Source organism: Pseudomonas sp. SK3(2021), from assembly GCF_016772375.1.
Classification (GTDB): Bacteria; Pseudomonadota; Gammaproteobacteria; order Pseudomonadales; family Pseudomonadaceae; genus Aquipseudomonas; species Aquipseudomonas chlororaphis_I.
Window position 1 is genome coordinate 1106920 of sequence record NZ_CP061943.1, and the last position, 25444, is coordinate 1132363.

Annotated in this window: 22 protein-coding genes and 1 other RNA gene; 7 read left to right on the forward strand and 16 right to left on the reverse strand. The window is 58.9% G+C overall.

Annotated elements, in window-relative coordinates; genetic code table 11:
* Positions 1-12: 12 nt before the first annotated feature.
* Together IF690_RS04895 and IF690_RS04900 are read right to left on the reverse strand one after the other, a co-directional pair.
* Entirely contained in the window at positions 13-1113 is a 1101-nt protein-coding gene (locus IF690_RS04895) for a polyamine ABC transporter substrate-binding protein (RefSeq protein ID WP_202699062.1), read from the reverse strand.
* A gap of 237 nt (positions 1114-1350) precedes the next feature.
* A complete protein-coding gene (locus IF690_RS04900) occupies positions 1351-2256 on the reverse strand; it encodes a LysR family transcriptional regulator (protein WP_202699063.1) in 906 nt (301 codons plus the stop codon).
* 109 nt (positions 2257-2365) lie between these two features.
* Here IF690_RS04900 and IF690_RS04905 point away from each other — a divergent pair, with 109 nt between their 5' ends.
* A complete protein-coding gene (locus tag IF690_RS04905; RefSeq protein WP_202699064.1) occupies positions 2366-3604 on the forward strand; it encodes an SGNH/GDSL hydrolase family protein in 1239 nt (412 codons plus the stop codon).
* A 74-nt stretch (positions 3605-3678) separates the two neighbouring features.
* Here the strand turns inward: IF690_RS04905 and IF690_RS04910 are convergent, their stop codons facing one another.
* From IF690_RS04910 to IF690_RS04960, 11 genes are all read right to left on the reverse strand, one after another.
* Positions 3679-3954: a hypothetical protein gene (locus IF690_RS04910; protein ID WP_202699065.1), complete on the reverse strand. Its 276-nt coding sequence runs from the start codon at positions 3952-3954 to the stop codon at positions 3679-3681.
* A 14-nt stretch (positions 3955-3968) separates the two neighbouring features.
* Positions 3969-4343 carry a DUF6124 family protein gene (locus tag IF690_RS04915; protein ID WP_202699066.1) on the reverse strand — a complete coding sequence of 125 codons (375 nt, stop codon included), beginning with the start codon at positions 4341-4343 and terminating at the stop codon, positions 3969-3971.
* 971 nt (positions 4344-5314) lie between these two features.
* Complete coding sequence (locus tag IF690_RS04920) at positions 5315-7900, reverse strand: hypothetical protein (protein ID WP_202699067.1); 2586 nt, start codon at positions 7898-7900, stop codon at positions 5315-5317.
* Positions 7890-8855, reverse strand: a complete 966-nt coding sequence (locus tag IF690_RS04925; protein WP_202699068.1) for a hypothetical protein — start codon at positions 8853-8855, stop codon at positions 7890-7892. The genes IF690_RS04920 and IF690_RS04925 overlap by 11 nt, the downstream gene beginning before the upstream one ends.
* Positions 8856-9203: 348 nt before the next feature.
* Positions 9204-9595, reverse strand: a transfer-messenger RNA (tmRNA) gene (gene ssrA / locus IF690_RS04930).
* A 79-nt stretch (positions 9596-9674) separates the two neighbouring features.
* Positions 9675-9962, reverse strand: a complete 288-nt coding sequence (locus tag IF690_RS04935) for a PA2433 domain-containing protein (RefSeq protein WP_202699069.1) — start codon at positions 9960-9962, stop codon at positions 9675-9677.
* Between the two features lie 301 nt (positions 9963-10263).
* Positions 10264-13074 (reverse strand): FAD-binding and (Fe-S)-binding domain-containing protein, encoded by a 2811-nt coding sequence (locus IF690_RS04940; RefSeq protein ID WP_202699070.1) that lies wholly within the window; start codon positions 13072-13074, stop codon positions 10264-10266.
* Entirely contained in the window at positions 13071-13742 is a 672-nt protein-coding gene (locus IF690_RS04945; RefSeq protein WP_202699071.1) for a LutC/YkgG family protein, read from the reverse strand. Before IF690_RS04945 ends, IF690_RS04940 begins: the two co-directional genes overlap by 4 nt.
* Complete coding sequence (locus IF690_RS04950) at positions 13739-15196, reverse strand: LutB/LldF family L-lactate oxidation iron-sulfur protein (RefSeq protein WP_023969534.1); 1458 nt, start codon at positions 15194-15196, stop codon at positions 13739-13741. The genes IF690_RS04945 and IF690_RS04950 overlap by 4 nt, the downstream gene beginning before the upstream one ends.
* Positions 15193-16017: a (Fe-S)-binding protein gene (locus IF690_RS04955; protein ID WP_202699072.1), complete on the reverse strand. Its 825-nt coding sequence runs from the start codon at positions 16015-16017 to the stop codon at positions 15193-15195. Before IF690_RS04955 ends, IF690_RS04950 begins: the two co-directional genes overlap by 4 nt.
* Before the next feature lie 146 nt (positions 16018-16163).
* Entirely contained in the window at positions 16164-17849 is a 1686-nt protein-coding gene (locus IF690_RS04960; RefSeq protein WP_202699073.1) for a lactate permease LctP family transporter, read from the reverse strand.
* A 261-nt stretch (positions 17850-18110) separates the two neighbouring features.
* Between IF690_RS04960 and IF690_RS04965 the strand changes: the two genes are divergently transcribed.
* Complete coding sequence (locus IF690_RS04965) at positions 18111-18878, forward strand: FCD domain-containing protein (RefSeq protein WP_009046918.1); 768 nt, start codon at positions 18111-18113, stop codon at positions 18876-18878.
* A 69-nt stretch (positions 18879-18947) separates the two neighbouring features.
* Here IF690_RS04965 and smpB read toward each other — a convergent pair whose 3' ends face one another.
* Positions 18948-19430, reverse strand: a complete 483-nt coding sequence (gene smpB, locus IF690_RS04970) for an SsrA-binding protein SmpB (protein ID WP_023969538.1) — start codon at positions 19428-19430, stop codon at positions 18948-18950.
* Between the two features lie 117 nt (positions 19431-19547).
* Between smpB and IF690_RS04975 the strand changes: the two genes are divergently transcribed.
* Genes IF690_RS04975 through IF690_RS04985 form a run of 3 tightly spaced genes read left to right on the forward strand, consistent with a single transcriptional unit; the run spans position 19548 to position 21706 of the window.
* Positions 19548-20951, forward strand: coding sequence for a sodium-dependent transporter (locus IF690_RS04975; protein ID WP_202701302.1), 1404 nt, complete (start codon positions 19548-19550; stop codon positions 20949-20951).
* A gap of 7 nt (positions 20952-20958) precedes the next feature.
* Positions 20959-21393 carry a type II toxin-antitoxin system RatA family toxin gene (locus IF690_RS04980; protein ID WP_202699074.1) on the forward strand — a complete coding sequence of 145 codons (435 nt, stop codon included), beginning with the start codon at positions 20959-20961 and terminating at the stop codon, positions 21391-21393.
* The gene (locus IF690_RS04985; RefSeq protein WP_202699075.1) at positions 21386-21706 is read left to right on the forward strand and encodes an RnfH family protein; all 321 of its coding nucleotides are present in this window, start codon (positions 21386-21388) and stop codon (positions 21704-21706) included. The genes IF690_RS04980 and IF690_RS04985 overlap by 8 nt, the downstream gene beginning before the upstream one ends.
* Positions 21707-21764: 58 nt before the next feature.
* On the opposite strand, the gene bamE is transcribed toward IF690_RS04985, so the two are convergent.
* Entirely contained in the window at positions 21765-22292 is a 528-nt protein-coding gene (bamE, locus tag IF690_RS04990; RefSeq protein WP_202699076.1) for an outer membrane protein assembly factor BamE, read from the reverse strand.
* A gap of 98 nt (positions 22293-22390) precedes the next feature.
* Here bamE and fur point away from each other — a divergent pair, with 98 nt between their 5' ends.
* Complete coding sequence (gene fur, locus IF690_RS04995) at positions 22391-22795, forward strand: ferric iron uptake transcriptional regulator (protein ID WP_007920840.1); 405 nt, start codon at positions 22391-22393, stop codon at positions 22793-22795.
* 90 nt (positions 22796-22885) lie between these two features.
* Here fur and recN read toward each other — a convergent pair whose 3' ends face one another.
* Positions 22886-24559, reverse strand: coding sequence for a DNA repair protein RecN (gene recN / locus IF690_RS05000; RefSeq protein ID WP_202699077.1), 1674 nt, complete (start codon positions 24557-24559; stop codon positions 22886-22888).
* 252 nt (positions 24560-24811) lie between these two features.
* Between recN and grpE the strand changes: the two genes are divergently transcribed.
* Positions 24812-25378 carry a nucleotide exchange factor GrpE gene (gene grpE / locus IF690_RS05005; RefSeq protein ID WP_053277403.1) on the forward strand — a complete coding sequence of 189 codons (567 nt, stop codon included), beginning with the start codon at positions 24812-24814 and terminating at the stop codon, positions 25376-25378.
* The last annotated feature ends 66 nt before the right edge of the window (positions 25379-25444 follow it).

Here is a 25444-nt window from a genome sequence, read left to right on the forward strand (position 1 = left end):
TGAGGCGGCGGATCATTTGTCCGACTTGATGCTGGTCCAGACCCGGGTCCGCACGCGCTCCAGCTTTTGCGGCAGCGGCTGCACCACATAGAGCTTCTTCAGGGCTTCGGGGGTTGGCGTCAGGTCGGTATTGCCGGTGATCTCCTTGTTGATCAACGCAATCGAGTCCTTGTTGGCGTTGGGGTAGCCGAGGAAATCACTGATGGGCGCGATGACTTTCGGGTCCAGCAGGGTGTTGAGGAATTCATGGGCCTCGGCGACATTCTTCGCGCTCTTGGGAATAGCGAAGGTGTCGAACCAGATCGGCGCGCCTTCCTTGGGCAGGCGCCAGTCCACCACCACGCCGTTGCCGGCCTCTTTGGCGCGATTGCCGAACTGGTAGAAGCTGCCGGAGTAACCGATGGCCACGCAGATGTCGCCGTTGGCGATATCGGTCATGTATTTGGCCGAGTTGAAGTAGGTGACGTAGGGGCGGATCTTCAGCATCAGGTCCTTGGCTTTTTCGTAGTCCTGCGGGTTCTGGCTGTTGGGGTCCAGCCCCAGGTAATGCAGGGCCAGCGGCAGGATTTCCGACGGCGAGTCGAGCATGGCCACGCCGCAGGACTTGAGCTTCTCCATGTTCTCCGGCTTGAACACCAGGTCCCAACTGTCCACCGGCGCGTTGTCGCCCAGCGCTGCCTTGACCTTGGCCGGGTTGAAGCCGATCAGCACCGTGCCGTACATGTAGGGCACGCCGTACTGGTTGCCCGGGTCGTTGCTGTCCAGCAGCTTGAGCAGCTCGGGGTCCTGGTGCTTCCAGTTGGGCAGCTTGGACTTGTCGAGCTTCTGGAACACCCCGGCCTTGATCTGGGTGTCGAGGAACTGGTTCGACGGCACCACCAGGTCGTAACCGGAGTTGCCGGTCAGCAGCTTGGCTTCGAGGGATTCGTTGGTATCGAAGGTGTCCCAGGTGACCTTGATGCCGCTGTTCTTGGCGAAGTCCTTGGGCACCGACGGCAGGATGTAGTCGGCCCAGTTGTAGACCCGCAGCTCGCGCTGCTCGGCCTGCGCCGCGCTGGCCAGCAGCGACAGCCCACAAACGGTGGCACTCAGTATGGTTTTCATCGTGGCCATGAATTTTTTCCCCAGCGTGGCGATGGTTTTTATGGTCTGTACGCGGCAGGCGGTCCTTTAAAAGGGCAAAGGACAAAGAGGGTCAAGGTTCACAAGGGCGGTTCTGGTGACAGCCTGAGTCAGCGGTCCGGGTTCGATTCTTGCCGACGGCCCCCGGGATTCACAGCACGGGGTTGGCCAAAAGGGGATCGTAATGGCCATTGATCGTGTCCGGGGCGGGTATCGATGTCTGTCGGGTCAGGCCATGAAGCCGGGTAGCTGCGGTACCCGTTCGGCCAGGTATTCCATGAGCAAGCGCACGCGCAGGGGGCGATAGCGGCGCTCGGGGTAGATCAGGAACGCCTCGTTCGCTGGCCCGCTCCAGTCGGGCAGGACCCGCACCAGCTGCCCGCTTTCCAGCAGGTCGCTGACCAGCCAGGCCGGGGTGATACAGAGCCCGGCGCCTTGCAGCACGCCGTCGCGAATGGCCAATGAACTGTTGGTCCGGTAGCGCCCTTGGGTGGTGATGCTGACCTTCTCACCGCTAGGGCCGCTCAGCTCCAGGCGGTCGCCCGAACTCAACCAGGCGAAGCGCAGGAAGTGGTGTGCGCTCAGGTCGGCCGGGCTGTTCAAGGGTGCCTGCTGGCGCAGGTACTCCGGCGCCGCCACCAGGTAGCGCGGCGATGTCGCGATGCGCCGGGCGATGGCGTTTGGCGGTAGGTCACCGCCCAGGCGCAGGGCCAGGTCGACGTTCTCCTCGGTGAGGTCGACGAAGCGATCGTTGAAGATCAGCTCCACCTCGATGTCCGGGTATTGCGCCATGAATGCCAGCAGCAACGCATTCAGGCGCAACACCCCCAGGCTCACCGGCACATTGACCCGCAGTACGCCCTCGGGGCGCTCGGTCAGGCCGCGCACCTCGGCCACCGCCTCACCGTATTCCTCCAGCACGGCTTTCGCCCGTTCGTAGAAACGCTTGCCCTGTTCGGTGGGCGTCAGCCCGCTGGTGCCGCGGGTGAGCAGGCGGGTGCCCAACTGCTGTTCCAGGGCCGCCACCAGCTTGCTGACGGTGGGTTGCGTGCTGCCCAGCTCGCGGGCGGCCGATGACAGGCTGCCCAGCTCGACGGCGCGGACGAAGCAGTGCATCGCTTTGAGGTTGTCCATGGGTATTCGATATCGGAATGGGCTGTATGGAGTTATGCCTTCTATCACGGTTATTTCGAATGGAGCAATCTGGCTCGCCTCAGCCTCACTGCCTCAAGGAGCTACCCGGATGAAAGCCCTGCCCGCGCGATTTTCCCTGCCGCTGATCGTCACCGCCCTGCTGGCCGCAGGTCCTGCCCTGGCCCAGGACAACTGGCTCACCACCTGGATGGCCAGCCCGCAACCGACCTGGGGCAACGAGTTGCCGCTGCCCACGCGAATTCCCGAGGCCCTGGCCGACAGCACTATCCACCAGACGCTGCGCGTCAGCGTGGGTGGCAGCCAGGTACGGGTGGTGGTCTCCAACGAATACGGCAAGCAGCCGCTGCTGATTGGCGCGGCGCGGGTCGCGGCCATGGAGGAGGGTGAGTCCGTTCCCGACGGCTCCGGGCAAATCCTCAGGTTTGGCGGCGAAGAACAGGTCAGCCTCGCGCCGGGTGAAACCCGGACCAGCGACCCGGTAACGCTGGCCGTGCCGGCCCTCGGCGACCTGCTGGTCTCGCTGTATCTGCCACAGCGCACGCCGCTGGCCACCTTCCACTGGGACGGCAAGCAAACCGCGTTTATCAGCCCGGGCAACCAGGTCGATGCGCCGCGGCTGGCAGGCAAGGAACAGCTGGAGGCGCGGCTGTTCCTCAGCGACATCCTGGTGGCCGCTCCCCGCGACAGCCGTGCCCTGGTGGTACTCGGCGACTCCATCACCGACGGCAACGGCTCGACCCTGGACCGCAACCGACGCTGGCCCGACTTCCTCGCCCAGCGCCTGGCCGCCGAGAACATCGCGGTGCTCAACGGCGGCATATCCGGCGCCCGCCTGCTCGAAGACGGCATGGGCAACAGTGCGCTGAAGCGGTTCGAGCGCGACGTGCTGAGCAAGCCCGGAGTGAAAAGCGTGGTGCTGATGCTGGGGATCAACGACATCAGCTGGCCCGGCACCGCCTTCGCGCCGAACACACCGTTGCCGTCGTTGGACAAGCTGATCGCCGGTTATCGACAACTGATCGACCAGGCGCACCGCCACAACGTGCGCATCATTGGCACCACGCTGCTGCCCTTCGAAGGCGCCCTGCAGGGCAGCAGCATCGAGCACTACCACAGCGCCCCAAAGGAACAACTGCGCCAGGCGCTCAACCAATGGATACGCACAGGGCAGGCATTCGATGCGGTGATCGACTTTGACCAGATGACTCGTGATCCGCGGCATCCAACTCGGTTGTTGCCGTTTGTGGATTCGGGCGATCACCTGCATCCGGGGGATGCGGGGAATAGGGCGATGGCGGAGGGGGTGGAGTTGGAGGTGCTTTTTTGAGGGCGATAAGTGTGGGGGGAGAAACTGGATGCGGTCTTGATGAAAGCGGGCGGCTCGGAAGCCGCCCTATTTACTTACGTCGAGAGAGCCTCGGCTTGTAAACGTCGCCCGATGATATCCAGCAGGTCACAACCATCGCGCAGGGGGATCACTAACAACTGCGCCAGTTCGCTCACGGTGGCGGCGTTGCTTTGCAGAGTGTTGTCTGTCGCCAGTTGCTCTAGCAGTTGGGTGGCGCAACGGATGCGATAGGCTGCGTTTTCATGCAGCACGTCCAGAGGAGCTTCCGTGTCGATAAGCAAGGCTGGGATCGTGCAGTCCAGGCCAGTAATGGGCATGTAGCGGACCATGGCGTCTTCTCCATTCAGGCTGCATGAGCTGGTGTTGAATGAGACGGGGCAACCTGTTCGAGAGCCCTGTTTATCAGCAACTCGCTCAGCATGACGAACTGTTGGATTGCCAGAGCTTTGCTGCGCTGCTGGCCTCCCAGCTCGGCGATCAGGTCGTCGCTCAGCGCATTGAGCGAGGCAAGGTTCTCGCGGGTATGCACCAGCAGCGTTTCCGTATCGATGTTGGGTGCCAGGACAAAGAGTGAATGCTGGCCTCCCTCCTGCGTCGCGGGCTTAACGTCGAGCATTGGCTTGCTGATGGCGTCCAGTTTTGAAGGTTCTGAAAACACGAGGCTCGCGAAAAAATCGGAGGCGCTGGGGCAGGGCGGATTGGGCGTGATTTTCTTCATGGTCAAGCTCCTACACTGTCGAAAGAAGCGGCCACTCCCTGCTGTCAAACAGGATTGGGTGGCAGCTGTACGCGGGTTGACAGACCGGAAGTGTAGGAACCCGGCGCATCCAAGGATGCCCCACGCACAGCCGCCATAGAGAACTGCGCGTGCGAAAGCATGCCGTCTTTTGGGGCGGTGCGGAAGGTTACACTTTTTTGGCCTGTCAAAGCCGATCGCTGGTATTCGCGATTATTGAAGGCTATCTCAAGGGTTTTAATTGCGGCAGTTCATCAAGGGCTTTAAGGATGTAAGAAGAGTCTGTTTTGTGTGTACGAAAGATCCCTAGTAAATTGTTCTGAACATCGTCCGCTGTGTGTTTTGGTGTATTTCGATCGTGTTGAATAGGTCCTGATTTTCTAGGCGCCCCCTACTGCTCGCTTCGGTCATATTCGAAGGGCGAGACATCTGTCTACAAGGCTTAAGTTTTTTGAAGTTCAACACCGGCCTGATCGACATTGTCCTGTTGGAAAACCTGACAACGCGGGAGGAGAGATATACCTCCGGGAATATCGGGATGGAATTGGTCAGAAATATCGGATCCAAAAAACTAATGCCTCCATCGGCTCTGAAAAAGTAATGATCGCAGCAGCAATAATGTTATTGGTCATATTCTGTGTCGGTTACTACGACACACTGGAAGATGGTGGCATTGAGATGATTTCGTTAATTAATAAACATCCGATCTTTCAGGTGAGATTCTACAATGTCCGCGCCAATGATGGAGAGATCAGACGAGTCGAGCGCCTCACGGAAGAGCGAAGGTGGAACATAGACTACTGCAGATACAGGCCCGGTAATGAAACTGATTTTAAAGCTCAGAGCGACGTTGAAATGTATAGGAAGAAATAGAGGGTGGTTGGAATAAAAAAGAAATGGCTCCGTGGCTAGTATCGGTCCGTTAGGGGCTATAAAAAGCCCCTTGTTTGAAATTACGACCTTTCCTCCTGCTGTTTTATAATTCGTTCTGCGTGTCGATCATATGAACCTGCAAGCTCCCGAAGTGATGCGGCAAACCGAGGGTATCCTGCATTTTCCACAGCATTTGCTTTCTCGCGCCACTGATTAGCCAACTCTCTCTCTGGACTACCAGTTGGGTCAACCCAATGAGCTCCTCTGGAGTTAAAGATCTCCGTACAAAAACCACTTCTGATTGACTCTCCATCCCGAGAGTTCAAAACCTTAGCAACACTCTCTACTATCCAAAGCCCATTGGTGTCGGCGGGACAGTAAAACAAAACTTCACCAAGCTTCACCATTGCCACTTCAAAATGTCCCGACTCAGTACATTGTTCTTTAACGATACTAAACCAGCTATCAAACTCAGCAGTGGAAAAACTATTATCGACTTGTAAGCCTGGAGGCCATTCCCACTCATTTAGAAGGCGCCACGCATTAGTGGCAATGGCTTTCGCTTGCTCCGTCAGTTCCTCGATATCATCGCTCTGATCTTTTTTAGATCTATATATAAGGCGAATCAATTCACAGAAAAAATTCGGTTGGGTAGCTAACTTTTCCTGAAGCAGCTTTGGTTTTGCCTCACTATAAGCACCAAGCATTGGCAGGTAAGCCCACTCAACACGAAACAGATCATCAGGGTCTGTTGCAGGATCACTCTGCAACGCTTTGATAAGCTCTGCCACATTGTACGAATCCATACCACTTGATGAGTCTTCCTTGACTGCCCCAATGAGGGCAGCGGCTGTTCGTTTACTATCAAATGGAAGCTGCTTGTGAAGCATGGCACTAAGGCACTCTATAGCTTGTTGAGGGCGAGACACTCTTAGCAAATTATCAATAGCTACTAATAAATCGCTTTCAGTCGGATAAGGATTTACGGGCACAGCCTGCCAATATTTATCTCTTTCCCCCCCTAGCCATTGCTCTACTAGAATCCAAGTCGTCGACTCAAAGGGTAAATACATTAGAAACTGGCAAGATTGTTCAGTAGTCCAAGCTTGACGGTCGAGCCCCCCAATCCAGACTTCCTTACCTAAAAAGTTTTTACTCAAAATGTAGGAACCAATAAGTTTTTTATAGTTATCATTTTCGGTCGTTAGAAAAGCTGGGAGCAGTTCCGCATCAGCTTCAGTGCCAGCGACAACACCTAACGCCCATCCAACCAAATTAGGAGCCTCAATATATTCTAAAAACCTCAAAACTCCTTCAATGCCATACTCATTAAGTATTTCTTTTACTGCTTGCTTTCTTCGCTCCTCAAGATTTTTCCGCTGCCCCTCCCAATCGCCGTTTTCTTCATAAAGATCGAAGTCTTTTGTACTAAAAAGTCGACGATACAAAATATCCTTACTAGTTGGAGCAAGGTAGCCAGCAATCTCATCGATTTTGGATACAGTCTCTTCATTCAAAGACCATTCCGCATCAGAGAAACGGCGATGCTTTGCCACAAATTCAGTTAATGTACTCCAGATTGTCAGACGTTCAGGTTCTGAAAGTCCCCGCACAGCATCCGAGGAAAGATGAGCTAAAAAACGATCGAAAGACGGCTGTGGCAGATTATCTAGGTTTTTCACTAGTTCCTTGAGTCGTTCTAAATTACCGAAGGACATCTCGACCGCTATTTCTGCATACGCTGCAACTTGATCTCGATACTCTTGACTAGAAATTTTTGGCTCCCAACCTTCTGGAATCACTTCGAGCCATCTAGGTTTGTATGTACCAGTTGACGTCTGATGTTGATTTGGTAACAAGCTTTTCAATATACTCCATGCAATCTCTGGAAACTCTGCTTTTACCGCCTTTACTGAAACGATTCTTTTTTCAGCACCAGCCATGGTTTGAGGAAACCAAGGTAAAATCATTGTTTTCAGGGTATTTACAGGTCTGTTGCCGTGATTACCACCCGGGTCGATTGAGGCTAATTCAGCCAAAATTACAACCACGCGCATGAAATTCTCTTCAGACCATCCCAGAGCTTCCAAAGCCCATAGAAGACCTGTCATGTAATTCCTGCCATTAAACCCTTCTACTCCTTCAGAGAATAATTTTACAAATGGAGCCTGCGGACATTGCAAGGAACTCTCTACGCAATTCAGAAACTCATTTGGGGCGGCCTCGGCGATATTTGGCAGCACATCATTCAAACTACCCCACAGTCGCCAATCCGCCTGTTCTAATAGATCATGAACAACATTAACTGCAGTGTTCTCTGGCTTGTGCTGAGAGCAGTTGGTGAGAGCTACACCTTCGGCGCCCAAAAGCGCCAATGTTTCAGACATCCCCCGCCTTAAATCTGTCGAGTACCGTAGGGTCTTTCCAAACATGATTGCAGACGGACGATCTTCAGCGTTCAACTCAAATTGAGGATCAATCTCTGAAAGAACTTCTATAAAGCTAACTCTTAGCTTTTCTAAATGAGTATCAAAAACCCTGCCACCTACGCTTTTCCAAAGCGCCTTCCGGTCCACAACCTTCCAGTGACCGTTGCATATTTGTAAAGGATTTTCTTGCTCTTGAACCAAGGATCTTAGATTGGCAATCCAGATATTAAAATCCATCGACTAACCCCCGTACCACCTCAATATCACACTCATTACTCTCATTCCATCCGCCAAGCAGAGCAGCCACAGTCAATGAGACCAGTTGCTCATGATCCTGTACGAGCGCAACAGGCTTTGGTGAGCGCGGGACCGCCAATGACGGTGGTATTTCCTCAATTTTCCGCTGTCTGAATATTAGCAGAAGATCTTCTGGCAAATTATCAGCGAAGATGGTTCCGGCATTTTGGTTGGCCGATTGAACTTCTCCTACAAGCCTAGCCCAAGTAGATTCAACATTGTCAGTTGAGTACAACCCTATTAGAGAATGAAGTAGCGCAAGAGTAACTCCTGCTTTAATATCAAGGTCATAACCCAGTAAATAAAAGCAGCGAAGAAACTCGAAAGTCTCCTCTGGCGTTAAATCTACATCGTTATTAGCCGCCTTTAAATGCAACTTAAATGCTTGCAGCTTTGCTCTCTTCGTAGCGCTGCTAAAATGTGCCAACTCGACCTTTTCAAAAAATTCTTTAGGATTTTCTGCATGCCTCGCCCAATCTAGGATTGTCCGAACATCCCCAGTATCCGTGGCACTCAGTGGACCTGTAATAAGAGCTATAACGTCGCTGCGCTTATTGAAAAGATCTTCATTGTTGAAGTCAGTCCATGCGGACTGAATCACCTCACCAAACACCGCATCCCCGTCTGTTATTGTGATGGAGTGTTTTACTTGGCCAAGTAATTTGTGTCCGTCTGTACCATCGACCCCTTGCGTAAAAATGATCAAATCGTCGGTGCTGTACCCAGAAAATTTTCCCTGGAGTTTAATTTTGCTGATTGGTCTGCAAGGTAAACATGGCGCGTACCCTCCAGTCAGCATTAAAGCCACAAAGGATGCCTGTACGTGTGATTCAAAATGGCCTCCGCCACCTCCAGTTGAGAACGGGTTACTAAGCTTCTTCCCTTTACTAGTCATATCCACCTCAAATTCAGGAGAGGCATGCACCTAACAATACACAATCTAATCTCCTTAGAAACGGGCATAAAGCCTCCGTAGGACTGTTTCCTTTAACGCCACATTATCAGGTACTACTTCGCCTGATTCTCGCGCTTTCCATTGAGTAGATTAGGCAGGGGGAGGGGAATCACAATACGGAAATAGAAGGTGCCATGGCGATTCAGTGTGAGGTAGGAAGGATTGCGTTTCATATTGGGAGCCGAGTGATGCCCCACAGGAGTGTCACACCTCAATGGCACCCCTGCCGGAAACGGCAGTGCCAGAAAGCACAAAGCCCGCACAAGGCGGGCTTTGTTTTGCTTCGTTTGGTGGAGCCGGGGGGATTTGAACCCCCGTCCGCCAGTACTCCGCTGTCGGTACTACATGCGTAGCCGTGTCTATTGAGTTAACCCTCAGCGACCCGACGGGCAGGGTGCTTTGGGCGAGTTGTGTAAGTTTTAGCCGCTTCGTCCACAACGTACTGCACGGCGATTCTGTTCTGTATGACAATCATTTCGGGTTTACAGACATCCCCTGATGATTGCTGGACCCGAAGGTACCAGAAGGAAGGCTAGCGCCGCTTACGCAGCGAGAGCGTATTCCCCGTAGGTTTCGTCATTGGCAACTATAGGAAGTTGCAACAGTGGATTTACGAGTTCTGTTACCAACTCGGCATGCACCTAAAGTTTCGCAACCGGCGTCGAATCCTAAACGGCCCCGAACCTGCTGTGCATTACCAGCAGGTTTGTAGAGTCTACGCCAAAATGGCCCGCAAGGCCATCCCGAAGGCAGGTCCTGTTAGCTACCCCCCTCACCCTTGGCGCTGTTCTGGATGCTCTGGATCGCGCGGGTGGTCAGGGCGATGCATTCCTGGGTGCCTTCCTCGGTGTTTTTCGCCTGGGCTGCCTGGGCTTGTTGCACGGTGGCGTCGATGTTGGCTTGCAGGTCCGCGGCCTGGATGCTGGTCCGCGCATCGCGGATGGTTTGCAGGTTCATCTGGCACAGGTCTTCCTGGTTCCCGGCGAAGCTGGGGGAAGCCAGGATCGAAGCGGTGACGAACAGGCCTGACAGTACAGAACGTTTCATCTGCGTCTCCTTGAACTGAAGGGCCAGGCGTTGCTGGCCATCGGCACGGATTGCCGAATTTCAGGAAGCTTGCGTTTTCGTAAGCTTGATCTGTGGACTGCGGTGGGTCGGCAGGGTTCTGTTTTTCTGCTCGCATCGCGACCACTGAACACCCGGGAAAAAGGGGAGCGCTGAGTCAAGGCAACCTGTAGGAGCGAGCTTGCTCGCGATGGTCGTTAACGGTAGCGCGTATTTACTGGGTAAATGCAGCGCTCTCACGTCCATCGCGAGCAAGCTCGCTCCTACAGTTGGCACATGTTGATCAGGCCGTTTTAGCCCGGGTCACCCGGTCCACCAGGTACACCAGCCCGTGGTAATCGATCCCGCCGTGCTGGCTCAGGCCGATTTCACAGGTGCGGCTGGTGGAGATGCCTTCGCTGCAATGCTGCACCGCGTCCTTGAGGCTGCGCAGGGCGTGAGCGTTGAGCTGCGGGGTGGTGAAGCCCTTGTCGCCGGCGAAGCCGCAGCAGTGGATGCCTTCCGGGATCACCACGTTGTGGCTGCAACGCCGCGCCAGGTCGATCAGCGCCTGGCTCTCGCCCAGGTGCTGGGTGCTGCAGGTGACGTGCACGGCGACCGGCGCTTGCTGCGGGGTGAATTCGAGCTTGTCCAGCAGGTGGGTGCGGATGAAGCGCACCGGGTCGTACAGGTCCAGGCGCACGTCGCCCAGGTCCTGCACCAGGCGCAGGGTGCAGGGGCTGGTGTCGCAGTAGATCGGGTCGAGGCCGCCGCGGCTGGCGTGGAGCAGGGCGCCGAGCAGTTCCTGGCGCTTGTGCTCGGCCTGTTCCGCGTAGCCCTTGGAGGCGAATGGCTGGCCGCAACACAGGTTCTCGATATGCTCTGGAATCACCACCTGATAACCGGCTTTTTCCAGCAGGCCGCGGGTCTTGTCGTAGAGCGAGCTTTGCTCCTTGTCCCCGGCCGCCGGGCCCATGACCCGCGACACACAAGCCGCCAGATACACCACCCGTGGCCGCCGGTCGCTGATCGGCGGGCTGAACCGAATGGCGCGCTCCGGCTGCGGCATGGCGTTGGTCCATTGCGGCACCTGGCCCTTGGACAGTTTGGTCAATGTCGCCGAAACCCTGGCCAACCGTGGCGCTCCCAACAGCATCCGCGCACCGTTGGCCACATGCAGGGTGAACCGCGCGCCCTGCAAGGTGGCGGCGAAGTGCGAGCCGAGCCAATCGGCGGCCTTGGCGTGGCTGGCGTGCTGGCTGCGCAGTTTCTTCACCAATTCGCCGGTGTTGATGCCCACCGGGCAGCGCTGGGCGCACAGGCCAGTGGCGGCGCAGGTGTCGAGGCCCTGGTATTGATAGGCCGCTTCCAGTTCCCTGGTGTCGACGCCGGCGCGTTTGCGCGCCTGGATATCGCGCCAGATCACAATGCGTTGGCGCGGGCTCAGGGTCAGCCCCTTGGACGGGCACACCGGTTCGCAGAAACCGCATTCGATGCACTTATCCACAATCTCGTCGGCCGCCGGCAGCGGCTTGAGGTGCTTGAGGTGGATCTGTGGGTCTGCGCTGAGCACCACGTCCGGGTTGAGGATGCCGTTGGGGTCGAGCAGGCGCTTGAGTTGCCACATCAACTGGTAGGCATCGCTGCCCCATTCCAGCTCGACGAAGGGCGCCATGTTGCGCCCGGTGCCGTGCTCGGCCTTGAGCGAGCCGCCGAACTCCACCGCCACCAGTTGCGCCACGTCATCCATGAAGGCCTGGTAGCGCGCCACTTCCTCGGCGCTGTTGAAGCCCTGGGTGAAGACGAAATGCAGGTTGCCCTCCAGCGCATGGCCGAACAGGATCGCCTCGTCGTAGCTGTGCTTGTCGAACAGTGCGATCAGGCGATTGACGCCGATGGCCAGCTGTTCCACCGGGAAGGTCACGTCTTCGATGATCACCGTGGTGCCGGTCTTGCGCACCGCGCCGACGGCGGGGAAGGTGTCCTTGCGGATCGCCCAGAGCTTGGCGTTTTCCTTCGGGTCTTCGGTGAAGTCGACCTGCTTCTCCACCGGGAATGTGGCGAGGGACGCCATGATCTGCGCCAGTTGTTCCTGCAACAGTGCGGAAGACGCGGCGCGGGATTCGATCAACAGCGCGCAGGCATTGGCCGACAGTTGCCGGACGAACGCCGGCATCCCGGGTTTGTCCTGCACCGAGCGCAGGCTGCGGCGGTCCAGCAGTTCCACGGCGGACACCGGCTGGTTCTTCAGCACGGTCACCGCGTTGCAACAGGTTTCCACATCCGGGAAGACGATCAGCGCCGAAGCCTTGTGCGGGTGGTCGATGACCGTGTCGTAGGTCACCGCGCTGATAAAGCCGAGGGTGCCTTCGGAGCCCACCAGCAGATGGCTGAGGATGTCCAGCGGCTCATCGAAATCCACCAGGGCATTGAGGGACAGGCCGGTGGTGTTTTTCAGGCGGTACTTATGCCGGATCTTCGCCGCCAGTTCGCTGTTGGCGCGGGTCTCGCGGCCGAGGGTCGCTAGGCGCTCCAGCAGCTCGCCGTGGCTGGCGCGAAAGGCCGCGACGCTGGCGGCGTCTTCGGTGTCCAGGCGGGTGCCGTCGGCCAGCACCAGGCGCAGGCCGGCCAGGGTGTGGTAGGTGTTTTGCGCGGTGCCGCAGCACATGCCGCTGGCGTTGTTGGCGACTATGCCGCCGATCTTGCAGGCGTTGATCGAGGCCGGGTCGGGACCGATCTTGCGCCCGAACGGCGCCAGCCAGGCGTTGGCCTGGGCGCCGATCACCCCCGGTTGCAGGCGGATCTGTTGGCCCTGGTCGCGGATCTCGCGGGCATTCCAGTTATCGCCGAGCACCAGCAATACCGAGTCGCTGATGGCCTGTCCCGACAGGCTGGTGCCGGCGGCGCGGAAGGTCATCGGCACCCGGTCGCGCTGGGCCAGCTTGAGCAGGGCCACCACTTCGTCTTCGGACTCGACGCGGATCACCAGCTGCGGAATCAGTCGATAAAAACTCGCATCGGTGCCGAAGGCCAGGGTCGAGAGCGGATCGTCGAAACGCCGCTCCTGGGGAATCAGTCGTTGTGCATCACGCAGAAAAGCCGCCGGTAGACTCATTGGTCCTCCAGGATCAGCACCACCAGGTCTTTCGGGCCGTGGGCGCCGTAGGCCAGCACTTGTTCGATATCGGCGGTCTTCGACGGGCCGGACACCAGCAGCGCGTTGGTCGGCATGCCCTGGGCCCAGGCGTATTCCTGCTGGACCTGATAGAAGTTGTCGCGGATCTCGCTGGCCTTGAGCAGGGCGAAATGCACCGGCGGCACCAGGCTCATCAGCCGCGGTTCTTCGCGGGTCGGCCAGAGGATCAGGCTGCCGGTGGCGGCGATGGCACCGAGGGTGGTGGTGAGGCTGGCCGGGGTGTCGTTGAACAGCTCGGCTTTCCATTGCTCGACCGGCCGATCGTAGGCCTTCAGCGTCGGTAGCCCGGGATGTTCGGCCCAGTATTGGCTGACGCGCTGGCCGTGGGGCGTGGTCGGTGCGATCAGCAGGCTCGGCAATTGGCGCTCGCCCAGCAGGCGGGCGAGCAGCGCCGGCCAGTCCTGGCCGGTGGTCTGGTGAATCTCGGTATGCACCGCTTCCATCTGCTTGCGCAGCTGCGGGATGCGCTGTTCCGGGGGGTAGGTATAAGGCTCGGTGACCAGCGCCTCATCGAAGTTATCCACAATCGGCGTGGTGCCGGCCAGGCTGCTGCGCAGCTTGCCGAGGATGTTCTGTTTGGCGCTCATCGACGTTCTCCCTGTTTGGCCAGATGCTCGCGGGCCAGGTCGTGCAGCGACCGGGCGGCGGGTTTCGGTGCGCTGTGGTTTTGCGTCCAGGGGCCGACGTTGCTCGGGGTCAGCGCGCGCAGGCGGGTGGCTGCCAGGCTGAACAGGCGATACAGGGTCGGCGAACTGTTGAGCCGGGCCCAGGCGTTCCAGATAAAACGCTCCTTGCGCGAGTACTTGCTGCCCTGGCCGCGCATCACTTGGTGGGGGCTGTCCGGGGCCTTGACGTTCTCTTCGCGCAGGCGGCGCAGCAGGCTCGGGATCGGGATCTTCACCGGGCACACTTCGCCGCAGGCGCCACACAGCGAAGAGGCGCTCGGATGGTCCGGCACCTTGGCCAGGCCGACCATGTGCGGGGTGATGATCTTGCCGATGGGGCCGGGGTAGACCTCGCCGTAGGCGTGGCCGCCGATGCGGGTGTAGACCGGGCAATGGTTCATGCAGGCGCCGCAGCGGATGCAGTTCAGGGTCTGGCGCAATTCACTGTCGGCGAAGGCCTGGCTGCGGCCGTTGTCGAGCAGCACCAGGTGCACTTGCTGTGGGCCGTCGAGCTCATGCTCCTTGCGCGGGCCGGAGATCATGTTGACGTAGGTGGTGATCGGCTGGCCCAGCGCCGAACGGGTCAGCAGCGACAGCAGCGGCACTACGTCGCGCAGGTTCTCGACGACTTTCTCGATGCCGGTGACGGCAATGTGCACCGGCGGCACGGTGGTGGACATGCGGCCGTTGCCTTCGTTTTCCACCAGCAGCAGGGTGCCGGTCTCGGCCACGGCGAAGTTGACGCCGGAGACGCCGATGTCCGCTTCGAAGAATTTCTGCCGCAGGACCCTGCGACCGATCTGAATGAGTTGGTCAACGTCCTTGGTGTACTCCACGCCGAGTTTGTCGTGGAACAAGGACGCGACCTGACCGGCATTCTTGTGGATCGCCGGCATAATGATGTGTGAAGGCTTCTCGTGGTCGAGCTGGACGATGAACTCGCCCATGTCCGACTCAAGGCATTCAATGCCTTGTTCAGCGAGGACATGGTTCATCTCCATCTCTTCGCTGACCATCGATTTGCCCTTGATCACTTGCCGCGCCTCGTGAGCGCGGATGATCGAGAGGACGATGCCATTGGCCTCGTCCACCGTTTCCGCCCAGTGCACTGTCACACCGTTGCGGGTCAGGTTCTGTTCAAGCTGCTCGAGCAGGTCGGGCAGCTTGGATAACGCCCGGGCCTTGATCGCATTGCCCAGGGCCCGCAGGTGTTCACGCTCAAAGGCATCGCTGAACGACGCCGCACGTTTGGCCATGAGGGAATCCATGGCGCTGCGAAAGTTGTTTCGCAGTTGTCGGTCACCCAGGGCCTGGTGGGCCCGGGTGCGAAAGTCGTCCGACACGTTGGTCGTCGGAATCAGCTCCGGGGCGCTCATGCGGCACCTCCGGTACGCTGCCAGAGGAAGCTGGCCAGGTGTTGGCCGCGCAGCGCTTGCCGTTGTTTCTCCAGCGCGCCGTTGATGTTCATCAAGCAGCCGCAGTCGGCACTCAGCACCTGGTGGGCGCCGGATTCCTTCAGCGCATGGGTCTTGTCCGCGACCATCGCACCGGAGATGTCCGGCATTCGGACGCTGAAAGTCCCGCCAAAGCCACAGCACTCACTTTCGTGGTCGTGTTCTACCCGCTCCACGTTGCCCAGTTGTGCCAGCAGCTCACGACCGTGCAGGTGGGTGTTCATCTCGCGCCGTGCCGAGCAGGAGGTGTGCAGCGCCACCTTGATCGGCTCGCCACTGTCCTTGAGCTGCACCTTGCACACGTGCAACAGGAACTCCGCCAGCTCGTAGGTGCGTTCGGCCAGGGCCTGCACCTGTTTCAAGGTTTGCGGCTCATCCTTGAACAAGTCCGCGTAGTGCTCGCGAATCATCCCCGCGCAGGAACCCGACGGCACCACCACCGGATAGTCGCCGGCGAACAGTGCCAGTTGCGAGCGGGCCACGGTGCGCGCCTGCTCGGTGTAGCCCGAGGTGTAGGCCGGTTGTCCGCAGCAGCTTTGCCCTTGCGGGTACGCCACGCGAATGCCTTCGCGTTCGAGCAGGTGGATCGCATCCATCCCGGCTTCGGGGTAGAACAGGTCGACCACACAGGTGCCGAACAGGTAGACCCGCGACGGTTTCTCGCTGGGGTACTGGCGCGGTTCGGCCAAGGGCGGTGCGACACGGGTCGCGTTAGGCACGGCGTTGTAAAAAAGCTCGCTCATCAGGCGTGTCTCCGGGTGGTCCCGGTTATCCGTCTGCCGCGTCTGCTGAATATAGAGGGACAAGCTTTCAGCAGCCTTGCAGACCGGGTTGTGAGTTGCAGGCGCCGAAGTCGTGCTCCGGCGCCGGTTCTTTCGGTGTCGCGGTATTAATGCACCAGCATGCCGGTGAACCAGTAGGCCTGGGCCAGGGTGATCAGGCCGACAATGGTGGCAAAGAATAGGCTGTGCTTGAGGGTAAAGCGGAACAGGTCCGATTCCTTGCCCACCAGGCCGGTGGCGGCGCAGGCCACGGCGATCGATTGTGGCGAGATCATCTTGCCGGTCACGCCGCCGCTGGTGTTGGCCGCTACCAGCAGGGTGTCGTTGACGCCGAGCTGGTGCGCGGTGGTGGCTTGCAGCGAGCTGAACAGGGCGTTGGACGAAGTGTCCGAACCGGTCAGGAACACCCCCAGCCAGCCGAGGAACGGCGAGAAGAACGGGAACGCCGCGCCGGTGCCGGCCAGCACCAGGGCCATGGTCGAAGACATGCCGGAATAGTTGGTGACGAAGGCGAAGGCCAGCACCATGCCGATGGAGAGGATCGGCCAACGCAGTTCGTAGAAGGTCTCTTTCAAAGTGGTCAGACCAGTTTTGAAATTGATCTTCAGCACCAGCATCGAGATCAGCGCGGAGAAGAAAATCGCCGTGCCGGTCGCGGAAATCGGGTCGAGCTTGAACACCGCTGGAATCGCCGTTGGGGTGGCGACAATCGGCGCGCTCTTGATCACCAGTTGATCCAGGTGCGGAATCGCGAAGTTGAATACCCAGCTGTACATCGAGCCGCCGGCGGCGAACATCGCCTTGAACGGCTTGAGGGTCCAGAGAGTGACCAGCACGGTGAGGATCAGGAACGGCGACCAGGCCTTGAAGATTTCACCGAAGCTGTATGGCGAAGGCTGGGTGGTGCGCGGCTGGCCGAAACCGCCGCCCTGCACGGCAGCGGCGCCGACGCTGGCGGTGGTCGCGGCGAACGAGCGCTTGGGTTGCCAGACCTTGAGGAACAGGGTCAGGGCAATCAGGCTGGCCAGGGCCGAGGTGATGTCCGGCAGTTCCGGGCCGATGAAGTTCGAGGTGAAGTACTGGGTCACGGCAAAGCTCAGGCCGGCCACCAGCGCCGCGGGCCAGGTCTCTTTGACACCGCGCAGGCCGTCCATCATGAACACCAGCCAGAACGGCACGAACAGCGACAACAGCGGCAGTTGGCGACCGGTCATGGCGCCGATCTTGAACGCGTCGATGCCAGTCACCTGGCCCGCCACGATGATCGGAATACCCAGGGCGCCAAAGGCCACCGGGGCGGTGTTGGCGATCAGGCACAGGCCGGCGGCGTACAGCGGGTTGAAGCCCAGGCCCACCAGCAGCGCGGCGGTAATGGCCACCGGCGCGCCGAAACCGGCGGCGCCTTCGAGGAAGGCCCCGAAGCAGAAACCGATCAACAGCACCTGCAGGCGCTGGTCGTCGGTGATCGACAGCACGGAGCTGCGGATGACCTCGAACTGGCCGCTCTTGACCGTCAGTTTGTAGAGGAATACGGCGGCGACGATGATCCAGGCGATGGGCCACAGGCCGTAGGCAAATCCATAGCCAGCGGCGGCGAGGGCCATGTCGGCGGGCATCTGGAAGGCGAAGATCGCCACCAGAATCGACAACGCCAGGGTGATGCTGCCGGCGACGTGTCCTTTGAGGCGGAACACGGCCAGAGCCAGGAAGAAGAAGACGATCGGGATGACGGCGGCGAGGGCGGACAGGCCGAGGCTGCCGAGCGGGCTGTAGAGCTGTTGCCAGGTTTGCATATGGGGTGGCCCCTAATTGTTGTTGGTCAGGCACTGGTCAGCGTATTTGGTTAATTGGTAAGACCAATTTACAATCGCTGTTGGCTAGGGTAAAAGCCTTGTGAGCGGTGTGTCAATTTGCCGCCCTAAAACTTTTGTCGAAGGTGCGGTGCAGATGGCTTCTGATCCGCTTGCCGATGTGCGTTCTGATAGGTGCTGGCGCAGCCCCGATAGGCCAGAATAGAGAGCCCGGCGCGCGGTCGGGATCGTGGAGAGTGAGTTATGGGGTTTGATCAGATTCGTCAGCGCCGTTTGTCTGACGATATTGTCGAGCGGCTCGAGGGGATGATCCTCGAGGGCACGCTGAAGTCCGGTGAGCGCCTGCCGGCAGAGCGTGCGTTGGCGGAGCAGTTCGGTGTCTCGCGGCCTTCGTTGCGCGAGGCGATCCAGAAACTCACGGCCAAGGGCTTGCTGGTCAGTCGCCAGGGCGGCGGCAACTATGTGGTGGAGTCGCTGGGCTCGACCTTCAGCGATCCGCTGCTGCAGTTGTTGGAAAGCAACCCTGAAGCCCAGCGTGACTTGCTGGAGTTTCGTCACACCCTGGAAGCTTCATGTGCCTACTACGCGGCGTTGCGTGCCACCGATGTGGACCGTGAACGGCTCACGGCGGCCTTCGAGGAGTTGCAGGATTGCTATTCCCGGGCGGGCGATGCGAGCCGGGCAGAGGAGGGTGCGGCGGACGCGCAATTTCACCTGGCAATTGCCGAGGCCAGCCACAACGCCGTATTGCTGCACACCATTCGGGGGCTGTTCGATCTGCTCAAGCGCAACGTGGTGACCAACATCGGCGGCATGTACAAGCAACGCACCGAAACCCGCGACATGCTGATCAGCCAGCACCGCGATCTGTATCAGGCGATTATCGAAGGGCGTGCCGAGCAGGCGCGCGAAGTCTCCAGCCGGCACATTCTGTATGTGCAGGAAGTGCTGGAAGAGGTACGTCAGGAAGTGCAGCGCGTGGCCCGGGCGGAACGGCGCAAGGGGATTTAGTCGTCGAGTTCAAGCTCGCCCCTGTAGGAGCGAGCTCGCTCGCGATCATGGCAGCAAGATGGAGGAGCGTTACTCTTCCTTGCCCTTGTTGCGCACCGCGCGATGCAACTCACGATCGGAGTCGCGTTCGCGTTCGGTGTGACGCTTGTCGTATTCCTTCTTGCCCTTGCCGAGCGCGATCTCGCACTTGACCATGTGCTTGCTCCAATAGAGCGACAGGCACACGCAGGCATAACCCTTCTGCTGCACGGCCGCGAACAGCTTCTCCAGCTCGCGCTTGTTGAGCAGCAGTTTGCGCGAGCGCACGGGGTCGGCGATCACATGGGTGCTGGCGGTGGTCAGTGGCGTGAAGTGGCTGCCCAGCAGCCAGGCTTCGCCATCCTTGAGCAGCACGTAACTGTCGACCAGTTGTGCCTTGCCTGCACGCAGACTCTTTACTTCCCAGCCGGCCAGGACCATGCCAGCCTCGAACCGTTGTTCGATGAAGTAATCGTGACGCGCCTTTTTATTTTGCGCGATGGTCCCTGTTGGGTGTTTCTTCTGTTTAGCCATAGGGGCGGCATTATAGGCAGTTGCACGCGTGTCGGCTACGGTGAAGCGGCGCGCTTGAGCAGGTTGAGTGAATCCCGGACAATGCGCGCTCTTTTTTCTCGGTTGGGCGCGTTTTTGATGTCAACGGACAAGATTTCTGTCCACGGCGGCTGGGCCAGTCGCTGGGTGTTCATCCTCGCTGCGACCGGTGCGGCCGTGGGCCTGGGCAGTATCTGGAAATTCCCCTATATGGTTGGCGTCTACGGTGGTGGCGCCTTTGTCCTGGAGTTTCTGGCCTGTATCGCCTTGATCGGCGTGCCAGTGATGCTCGCCGAAACCCTGATCGGCCGCCGCGCGCGGCAAAGCCCTGCCCATGCCTTGAAAGCCCTCGCCCTTGAAACCGGGCATTCGGCCCGATGGTCCTGGGGCGCGTTTGCTGGAATGATCACGGCCCTGTTGATTCTTTCCTTTTACAGCGTGGTCGGCGGTTGGTCGCTGGACTACATCATCGATATGGGCCGTGGTGATTTCCAGGGCGCGACGGCGGATCAGGTCGGCGCCTATTTCGGCAAGGTGATTGCCGACCCTTGGCGGCTGACGCTGTGGCATACGCTGTTCATGCTGTTGTCGGCGGCGGTCATCGCCAAGGGCGTGGTGGCTGGGCTTGAGCGCAGCCTGCGGCTCATGATGCCGCTGCTGTTCGTGATGCTGGTGATCCTGCTGGGTTACAGCATGACCACCGGGCATTTCATGGAAGGCGTGCATTTCATGTTCGACTTCAGCACCGACAAACTGCTCGACGGCCTGTTGCCAGCCATGGGGCATGCGTTCTTTTCCCTGAGCGTCGGCGTCGGTTCCATCATGATCTATGGCGCCTATATGCCGAAGCATTCGTCCATTTCCGGCACTATTGTCGGCGTGGCGCTGCTGGATACCTTCGTTTCGCTGCTGGCGGGGCTGGCGCTGTTCCCGATTGTGTTTGCCGCCGGGCTGAGCCCGAGTGAAGGCCCGGGGCTGATGTTTGTCAGTTTGCCTTTTGCCTTTGGTAATGTGGCGTTCGGCCAGTTGATGGGTGTGGTGTTTTTCGTCCTGGTGGCCATTGCCGCCTGGAGTTCGGCCATTTCGCTGTTGGAGCCGATGGTGGCTTACCTGGTGGAGCGGACAGGAATCCGCCGCGGCTGGGTAACATTCTGGCTGGCATTTACCTGCTGGTTCGTCGGATTGGGAACGGTGTTCTCCTTTAATATCTGGCAGCAGGCCAAGTTTTTCGTGAACGAAGATGGGGCTTTCCACCTCTACCAATGGGGGGCGGCGAGTGGTCTGGATTTCTTTGGGGTGATCGATTTCTTCACCTCGCGGATCATGTTGCCCTTGGGCGGCCTCTGCTTTGTGGTGTTTGCGGGTTGGATGATGGGGCGCGAGACGGTTCGTGATGAACTGTCGATTCGCAGCCCGCTGCTTTTTGCCCTGACCCTGTTTTTGATGCGCTATGTGGCGCCCATCGGCATTCTTATAGTGTTTGCCGCCCAGTTGTGGAAATGACGCTGACATGACGACACATATTCAACGCTCGGCCCTGTTGCCTTATCCGGCGCAGTTTTTGTACGACCTGGTCAATGACGTGGCGCGCTACCCGGAGTTTTTGCCCTGGTGTTCGTCGGCCGAGGTGCTGGAGTGCAGCGAGGTGCAGATGCGCGCCAGCCTGGCCGTTGCCAAGGGCGGGCTCAGCCAGTATTTCGTGACGCGTAATACCCTGGTGTCGGGCCAGTCGATCGAGATGAGCCTGGAGGAGGGGCCGTTCAATCAGTTGCACGGCGTGTGGGTTTTCAAGCCGTTGGGTGACAAGGCCTGCAAGATCAGCCTGGATTTGTCGTTCGACTACGCCGGTCCACTGGTTCGCGCGACCTTGGGGCCGCTGTTCAACCAGGCGGCCAATACCCTGGTCGATGCGTTTTGTCAGCGGGCCAAGCAACTGCATGCTTGAGCCAATGATCGAAGTCGAGGTGGTGTATGCCGCGGTCGACCGGCAGCTATTGCTCTGTGTTGCGGTGCCACCGGGGACTACTGTCCGTGCGGCAGTGAAAAGCTCCGGGATAGGTGCGCAATTTCCAGAGCTGGACCTGGACAGTTGTCCGCTGGGGATCTTTGGCAAGGCGGTTGCGAACCCTGGGGTGCAGGTGGTTCGGGCGCACGACCGCATCGAGATTTACCGTCCGCTGCTGGCCGATCCTAAAGAAGTTCGGCGCCTGCGCGCGGCAAAGGCGGCGCAGGCCCGGGCTCGTACTCCGGAGTCCTGAACCAATCGACAGGCAACAAAAAGCCCGGACTCGCCGGGCTTTTTTATTCCGCCACAAATTATTGCGGCGAGGTGTCCAGAGGTTCTGGTGTTGGCACTGGAACGGTCTCGACGTTGTCGACGTCCTTCTGGATCTGATCGAGCAGAGAGCCAGGCTTGGCCGGTTTTTCCGGTTTTGGCTGCTCGACGTTTTCGGTCGGGGCGGTCACGGTAGTGCCGCTGTCCTTGCCCAGGATGGCTTCGTCGCGGCTTACGCCAGGCATGAAGTCACCGGAAAGGCTGACCAGCTGGTCGTTGCCATTGAAGATAACGCTGACGCGCTCCTGCTGGCGTTCACCGCCACCTGGTTGCAGGCTGTACAGATAATCCCAGCGATCGGCGTGGAACGTGTCGGTCAACAGAGGGTTGCCCATGATAAACCGTACTTGCCGGCGGGTCATTCCCGGGCGTAACTGGTCTATCATGTCCTGCGTGACGACATTGCCCTGCTGGATGTCGATTTTGTAAACCCCGGGGAATGAACAACCGGCGAGTGCGAGCAGTCCCACGAAGGTGAAACTGGTTAGCAAGAGCTTGGTGTTTTGCATCGGTGGGCGACTTCCACTATCTTGGCTGGGACAACGTAAACCCCGATCATACCCGCATTAAGAGGAGCTGCGAAGCAGCATCCGCGAGAAAGCTGACCATGGTTGAAAATAGCGAACTACGTAAAGCCGGCCTTAAAGTGACTCTGCCACGGGTCAAAATTCTACAAATGCTCGATTCCGCCGAGCAGCGACACATGAGTGCCGAGGATGTTTACAAGGCGCTGATGGAAGCTGGCGAGGATGTCGGTCTGGCCACGGTTTACCGTGTTCTGACCCAGTTTGAAGCAGCAGGCCTTGTGGTACGCCACAATTTTGATGGTGGTCATGCGGTATTCGAACTGGCTGACGGCGGTCACCATGACCACATGGTCAACGTGGACTCCGGTGAAGTGATCGAATTCTTCGACGAAGAAATCGAGAAGCTTCAGAAGGCGATTGTCGAGAAGCATGGCTTCGAGTTGGTGGATCACAACTTGGTGCTGTACGTACGCACGAAGAAATAAGCATGTCGCGCGGATGTTGTCCGCGAAACGATCGAAGGCGACCCAAGGGTCGCCTTCGTGCTTTCTGCTCTTTATTAAAGTGGCAGTTGCTCAAGCCTTGGCAGTCACCACCATTTTTTTCGCATGGGCCAGCGACTCCTTGGTCAGGTCGATACCGCCCAGCATGCGGGCTACCTCTTCGATCCGCTCGGTCTTGCCCAGTTTGGAAACCGCGGTGTGAGTCGCATCGCTGTCGCGCACCTTGTGCACAAAAAGATGTTGATGGCCCTGGGCTGCCACCTGCGGCAAGTGGGTAACCGTCAAGACCTGGCCGCGCTCGCCGAGGCGGCGTAGCAACTGGCCGACGATTTCCGCGGTCGGGCCGCCGATGCCGACATCCACTTCGTCGAATACCAGGGTAGGAACGCGGGAGGTCTGGGCGGTAATCACCTGGATCGCCAGGCTGATCCGCGACAGTTCGCCCCCGGATGCCACTTTGGCCAAGGCCTTGAGCGGCTGGCCGGGGTTGGCGCTGACCAGCAGCTCGACCTGCTCGAGGCCATTGGGCTGCAATTCGTCGCTGCTGTTGGCGTGCAACTCGATGGTGAAGCGGCCCCCGGGCATGCCCAGGCGCTGGATTTCCTGTTCGACGGCGCTGGCCAGGCTGGTTGCCGCCTGTTGGCGCAGCTCGCTCAGCTCCCTGGCTTTTTCGTGATAGTGCCGGGCGAAGGATTTCAGCTCGTCGCCCAGGCGCTCGATGGACTCGTCATTGGCATCCAGGGTTTCGATTTCCTCCAGCAGTGTCTGCTGCATGGCCGCCACTTCGGTGGGCTGGATCCGGTGTTTGCGAGCCAGGGTATAGATGGCGTCCAGCCGCTCCTCCAATTGCTGCAGGCGTGCCGGGTCCGCATCGAAATGGTCGACGAAGCGATTCAGTTCGCCGACAGCCTCTTCGACCTGGATTTGCGCGCTGGCCAGCAGGTTGGTGGCTTCCGCCAGGGCGCCGGAGGTGTTGCCGATGCTCGACAGGCGATTGAGGCTCGCTGTCAGGGCGCTGAGGACGTTGCCCGAATCACTTTCGCTGCAATGCTCGACGACCTGCCGGCAGATGCCCAGCAGGCTTTCGGCGTTGGTCAGGTTCTTGTGTTCGAGTTCCAATTGCTCGAGTTCGTTTTCGCCCAGGGCGAGGTTCTCCAGTTCCTCCAGCTGATAGCTGAGGAGCTGGTGGCGAGCCCTCTGCTCGTCCCCGGAGTTGGACAGGCGCTCCAGTTCCTGGCGGGTCTGGCGCCAGCGCTGGGCCGCCAGCGATACCTGGCGGGCCAGGTCGGTGGCGCCGGCGTACTCGTCGAGCAGGCGGCGGTGGGTATCGGTTTTCAGTAGTGACTGGTGTTCATGCTGGCTGTGGATATCGATCAGCAGTTCGCCAAGAGCCTTGAGGTCGCCTAGCGGGCAGGGGGAGCCATTGATGTAGCCACGGGAACGGCCTTCGGCGGTGATGACCCGGCGCAGGATGCACAGGCTGTCGTTGTCCAGGTCGCGTTCGGCGAGCCAGGTGCGGGCCTCGGGAATGTCTTCAAGGTCGAAGGTGGCGAGAATGTCGGCCTTGTCGGCGCCTGGGCGTACTACGCCACTGTCGGCGCGATCACCCAGGGTCAGCCCCAGGGCGTCGAGCATGATCGACTTGCCGGCGCCGGTTTCACCCGTGATGACGCTCATCCCGCGATCCAGCTCCAGATCGAGATGTTCAACGATGGCGTAGTTGTGTACGGACAGGTGCACCAGCATAAAGGCCGCTCCCAGGCTTCAGGTCTGGTTATTTATACAGTGTTTTGTTTTCGGCTGACAATGCCCTGTCTTAGCTCGATTTGCTTGCTTGGCTGATTTTTTTATCGCGTTCGGAAATGGTTGGTGAAAAGAGTTTTGCTTCGCGCAATGATTTTTGCCAGGGGCGCGGCCCTTGAACCTGAAAAATGTGACCCCATATACCGGGGCAGAAGCGTGAGTTGAGCTCACGGACGATATTGAAAGGAGAATTGTATGGCTGACGAACAGACGCTGGATACGCAAAACCCCGACGCCAACCAGGCCCCTGAAGCTTCGGGCGAAGATCTGGCGGCTCGTGTGCAAGTGCTCGAAGAGCAGTTGGCTGGCGCTCAGGATCAGGCATTGCGTGTTGCGGCCGATCTGCAGAACGTCCGCCGCCGTGCCGAGCAGGATGTAGAAAAAGCTCACAAGTTCGCCCTCGAGCGTTTTGCTGGCGACCTGTTGCCGGTGATCGACAGTCTTGAGCGCGGTCTTGAGTTGTCCAGTCCGGACGATGAAAGCATTCGTCCGATGCGTGAAGGTATCGAGCTGACCCTGAAGATGTTCCAGGACACCCTGAAGCGTTATCAGCTGGAAGCGATCGACCCGCATGGCGAACCGTTCAACGCTGAACAGCACCAGGCGATGGCCATGCAGGAAAGTGCCGATGTCGAGCCGAACAGCGTTCTCAAGGTGTTCCAGAAGGGCTATCAGCTCAACGGTCGCCTGCTGCGCCCGGCCATGGTTGTGGTCAGCAAGGCACCCGCACCGGTTTCGCCTTCGATTGACGAGAAGGCTTGAAATCGCGCACAGGGCCCCCATTTATAGGCCAAGCGTTTAAGTGCTACCGCTGTCAACCACCACTGC

Coding starts and splice junctions, on each gene's coding strand:
- IF690_RS04895 (WP_202699062.1), bottom strand. CDS start 1,113: ATGGCCACGATGAAAACCATACTGAGTGCCACCGTTTGTGGGCTGTCG.
- IF690_RS04900 (WP_202699063.1), bottom strand. CDS start 2,256: ATGGACAACCTCAAAGCGATGCACTGCTTCGTCCGCGCCGTCGAGCTG.
- IF690_RS04905 (WP_202699064.1), top strand. CDS start 2,366: ATGAAAGCCCTGCCCGCGCGATTTTCCCTGCCGCTGATCGTCACCGCC.
- IF690_RS04910 (WP_202699065.1), bottom strand. CDS start 3,954: ATGGTCCGCTACATGCCCATTACTGGCCTGGACTGCACGATCCCAGCC.
- IF690_RS04915 (WP_202699066.1), bottom strand. CDS start 4,343: ATGAAGAAAATCACGCCCAATCCGCCCTGCCCCAGCGCCTCCGATTTT.
- IF690_RS04920 (WP_202699067.1), bottom strand. CDS start 7,900: ATGGATTTTAATATCTGGATTGCCAATCTAAGATCCTTGGTTCAAGAG.
- IF690_RS04925 (WP_202699068.1), bottom strand. CDS start 8,855: ATGACTAGTAAAGGGAAGAAGCTTAGTAACCCGTTCTCAACTGGAGGT.
- IF690_RS04935 (WP_202699069.1), bottom strand. CDS start 9,962: ATGAAACGTTCTGTACTGTCAGGCCTGTTCGTCACCGCTTCGATCCTG.
- IF690_RS04940 (WP_202699070.1), bottom strand. CDS start 13,074: ATGAGTCTACCGGCGGCTTTTCTGCGTGATGCACAACGACTGATTCCC.
- IF690_RS04945 (WP_202699071.1), bottom strand. CDS start 13,742: ATGAGCGCCAAACAGAACATCCTCGGCAAGCTGCGCAGCAGCCTGGCC.
- IF690_RS04950 (WP_023969534.1), bottom strand. CDS start 15,196: ATGAGCGCCCCGGAGCTGATTCCGACGACCAACGTGTCGGACGACTTT.
- IF690_RS04955 (WP_202699072.1), bottom strand. CDS start 16,017: ATGAGCGAGCTTTTTTACAACGCCGTGCCTAACGCGACCCGTGTCGCA.
- IF690_RS04960 (WP_202699073.1), bottom strand. CDS start 17,849: ATGCAAACCTGGCAACAGCTCTACAGCCCGCTCGGCAGCCTCGGCCTG.
- IF690_RS04965 (WP_009046918.1), top strand. CDS start 18,111: ATGGGGTTTGATCAGATTCGTCAGCGCCGTTTGTCTGACGATATTGTC.
- smpB (WP_023969538.1), bottom strand. CDS start 19,430: ATGGCTAAACAGAAGAAACACCCAACAGGGACCATCGCGCAAAATAAA.
- IF690_RS04975 (WP_202701302.1), top strand. CDS start 19,548: ATGTCAACGGACAAGATTTCTGTCCACGGCGGCTGGGCCAGTCGCTGG.
- IF690_RS04980 (WP_202699074.1), top strand. CDS start 20,959: ATGACGACACATATTCAACGCTCGGCCCTGTTGCCTTATCCGGCGCAG.
- IF690_RS04985 (WP_202699075.1), top strand. CDS start 21,386: ATGCTTGAGCCAATGATCGAAGTCGAGGTGGTGTATGCCGCGGTCGAC.
- bamE (WP_202699076.1), bottom strand. CDS start 22,292: ATGCAAAACACCAAGCTCTTGCTAACCAGTTTCACCTTCGTGGGACTG.
- fur (WP_007920840.1), top strand. CDS start 22,391: ATGGTTGAAAATAGCGAACTACGTAAAGCCGGCCTTAAAGTGACTCTG.
- recN (WP_202699077.1), bottom strand. CDS start 24,559: ATGCTGGTGCACCTGTCCGTACACAACTACGCCATCGTTGAACATCTC.
- grpE (WP_053277403.1), top strand. CDS start 24,812: ATGGCTGACGAACAGACGCTGGATACGCAAAACCCCGACGCCAACCAG.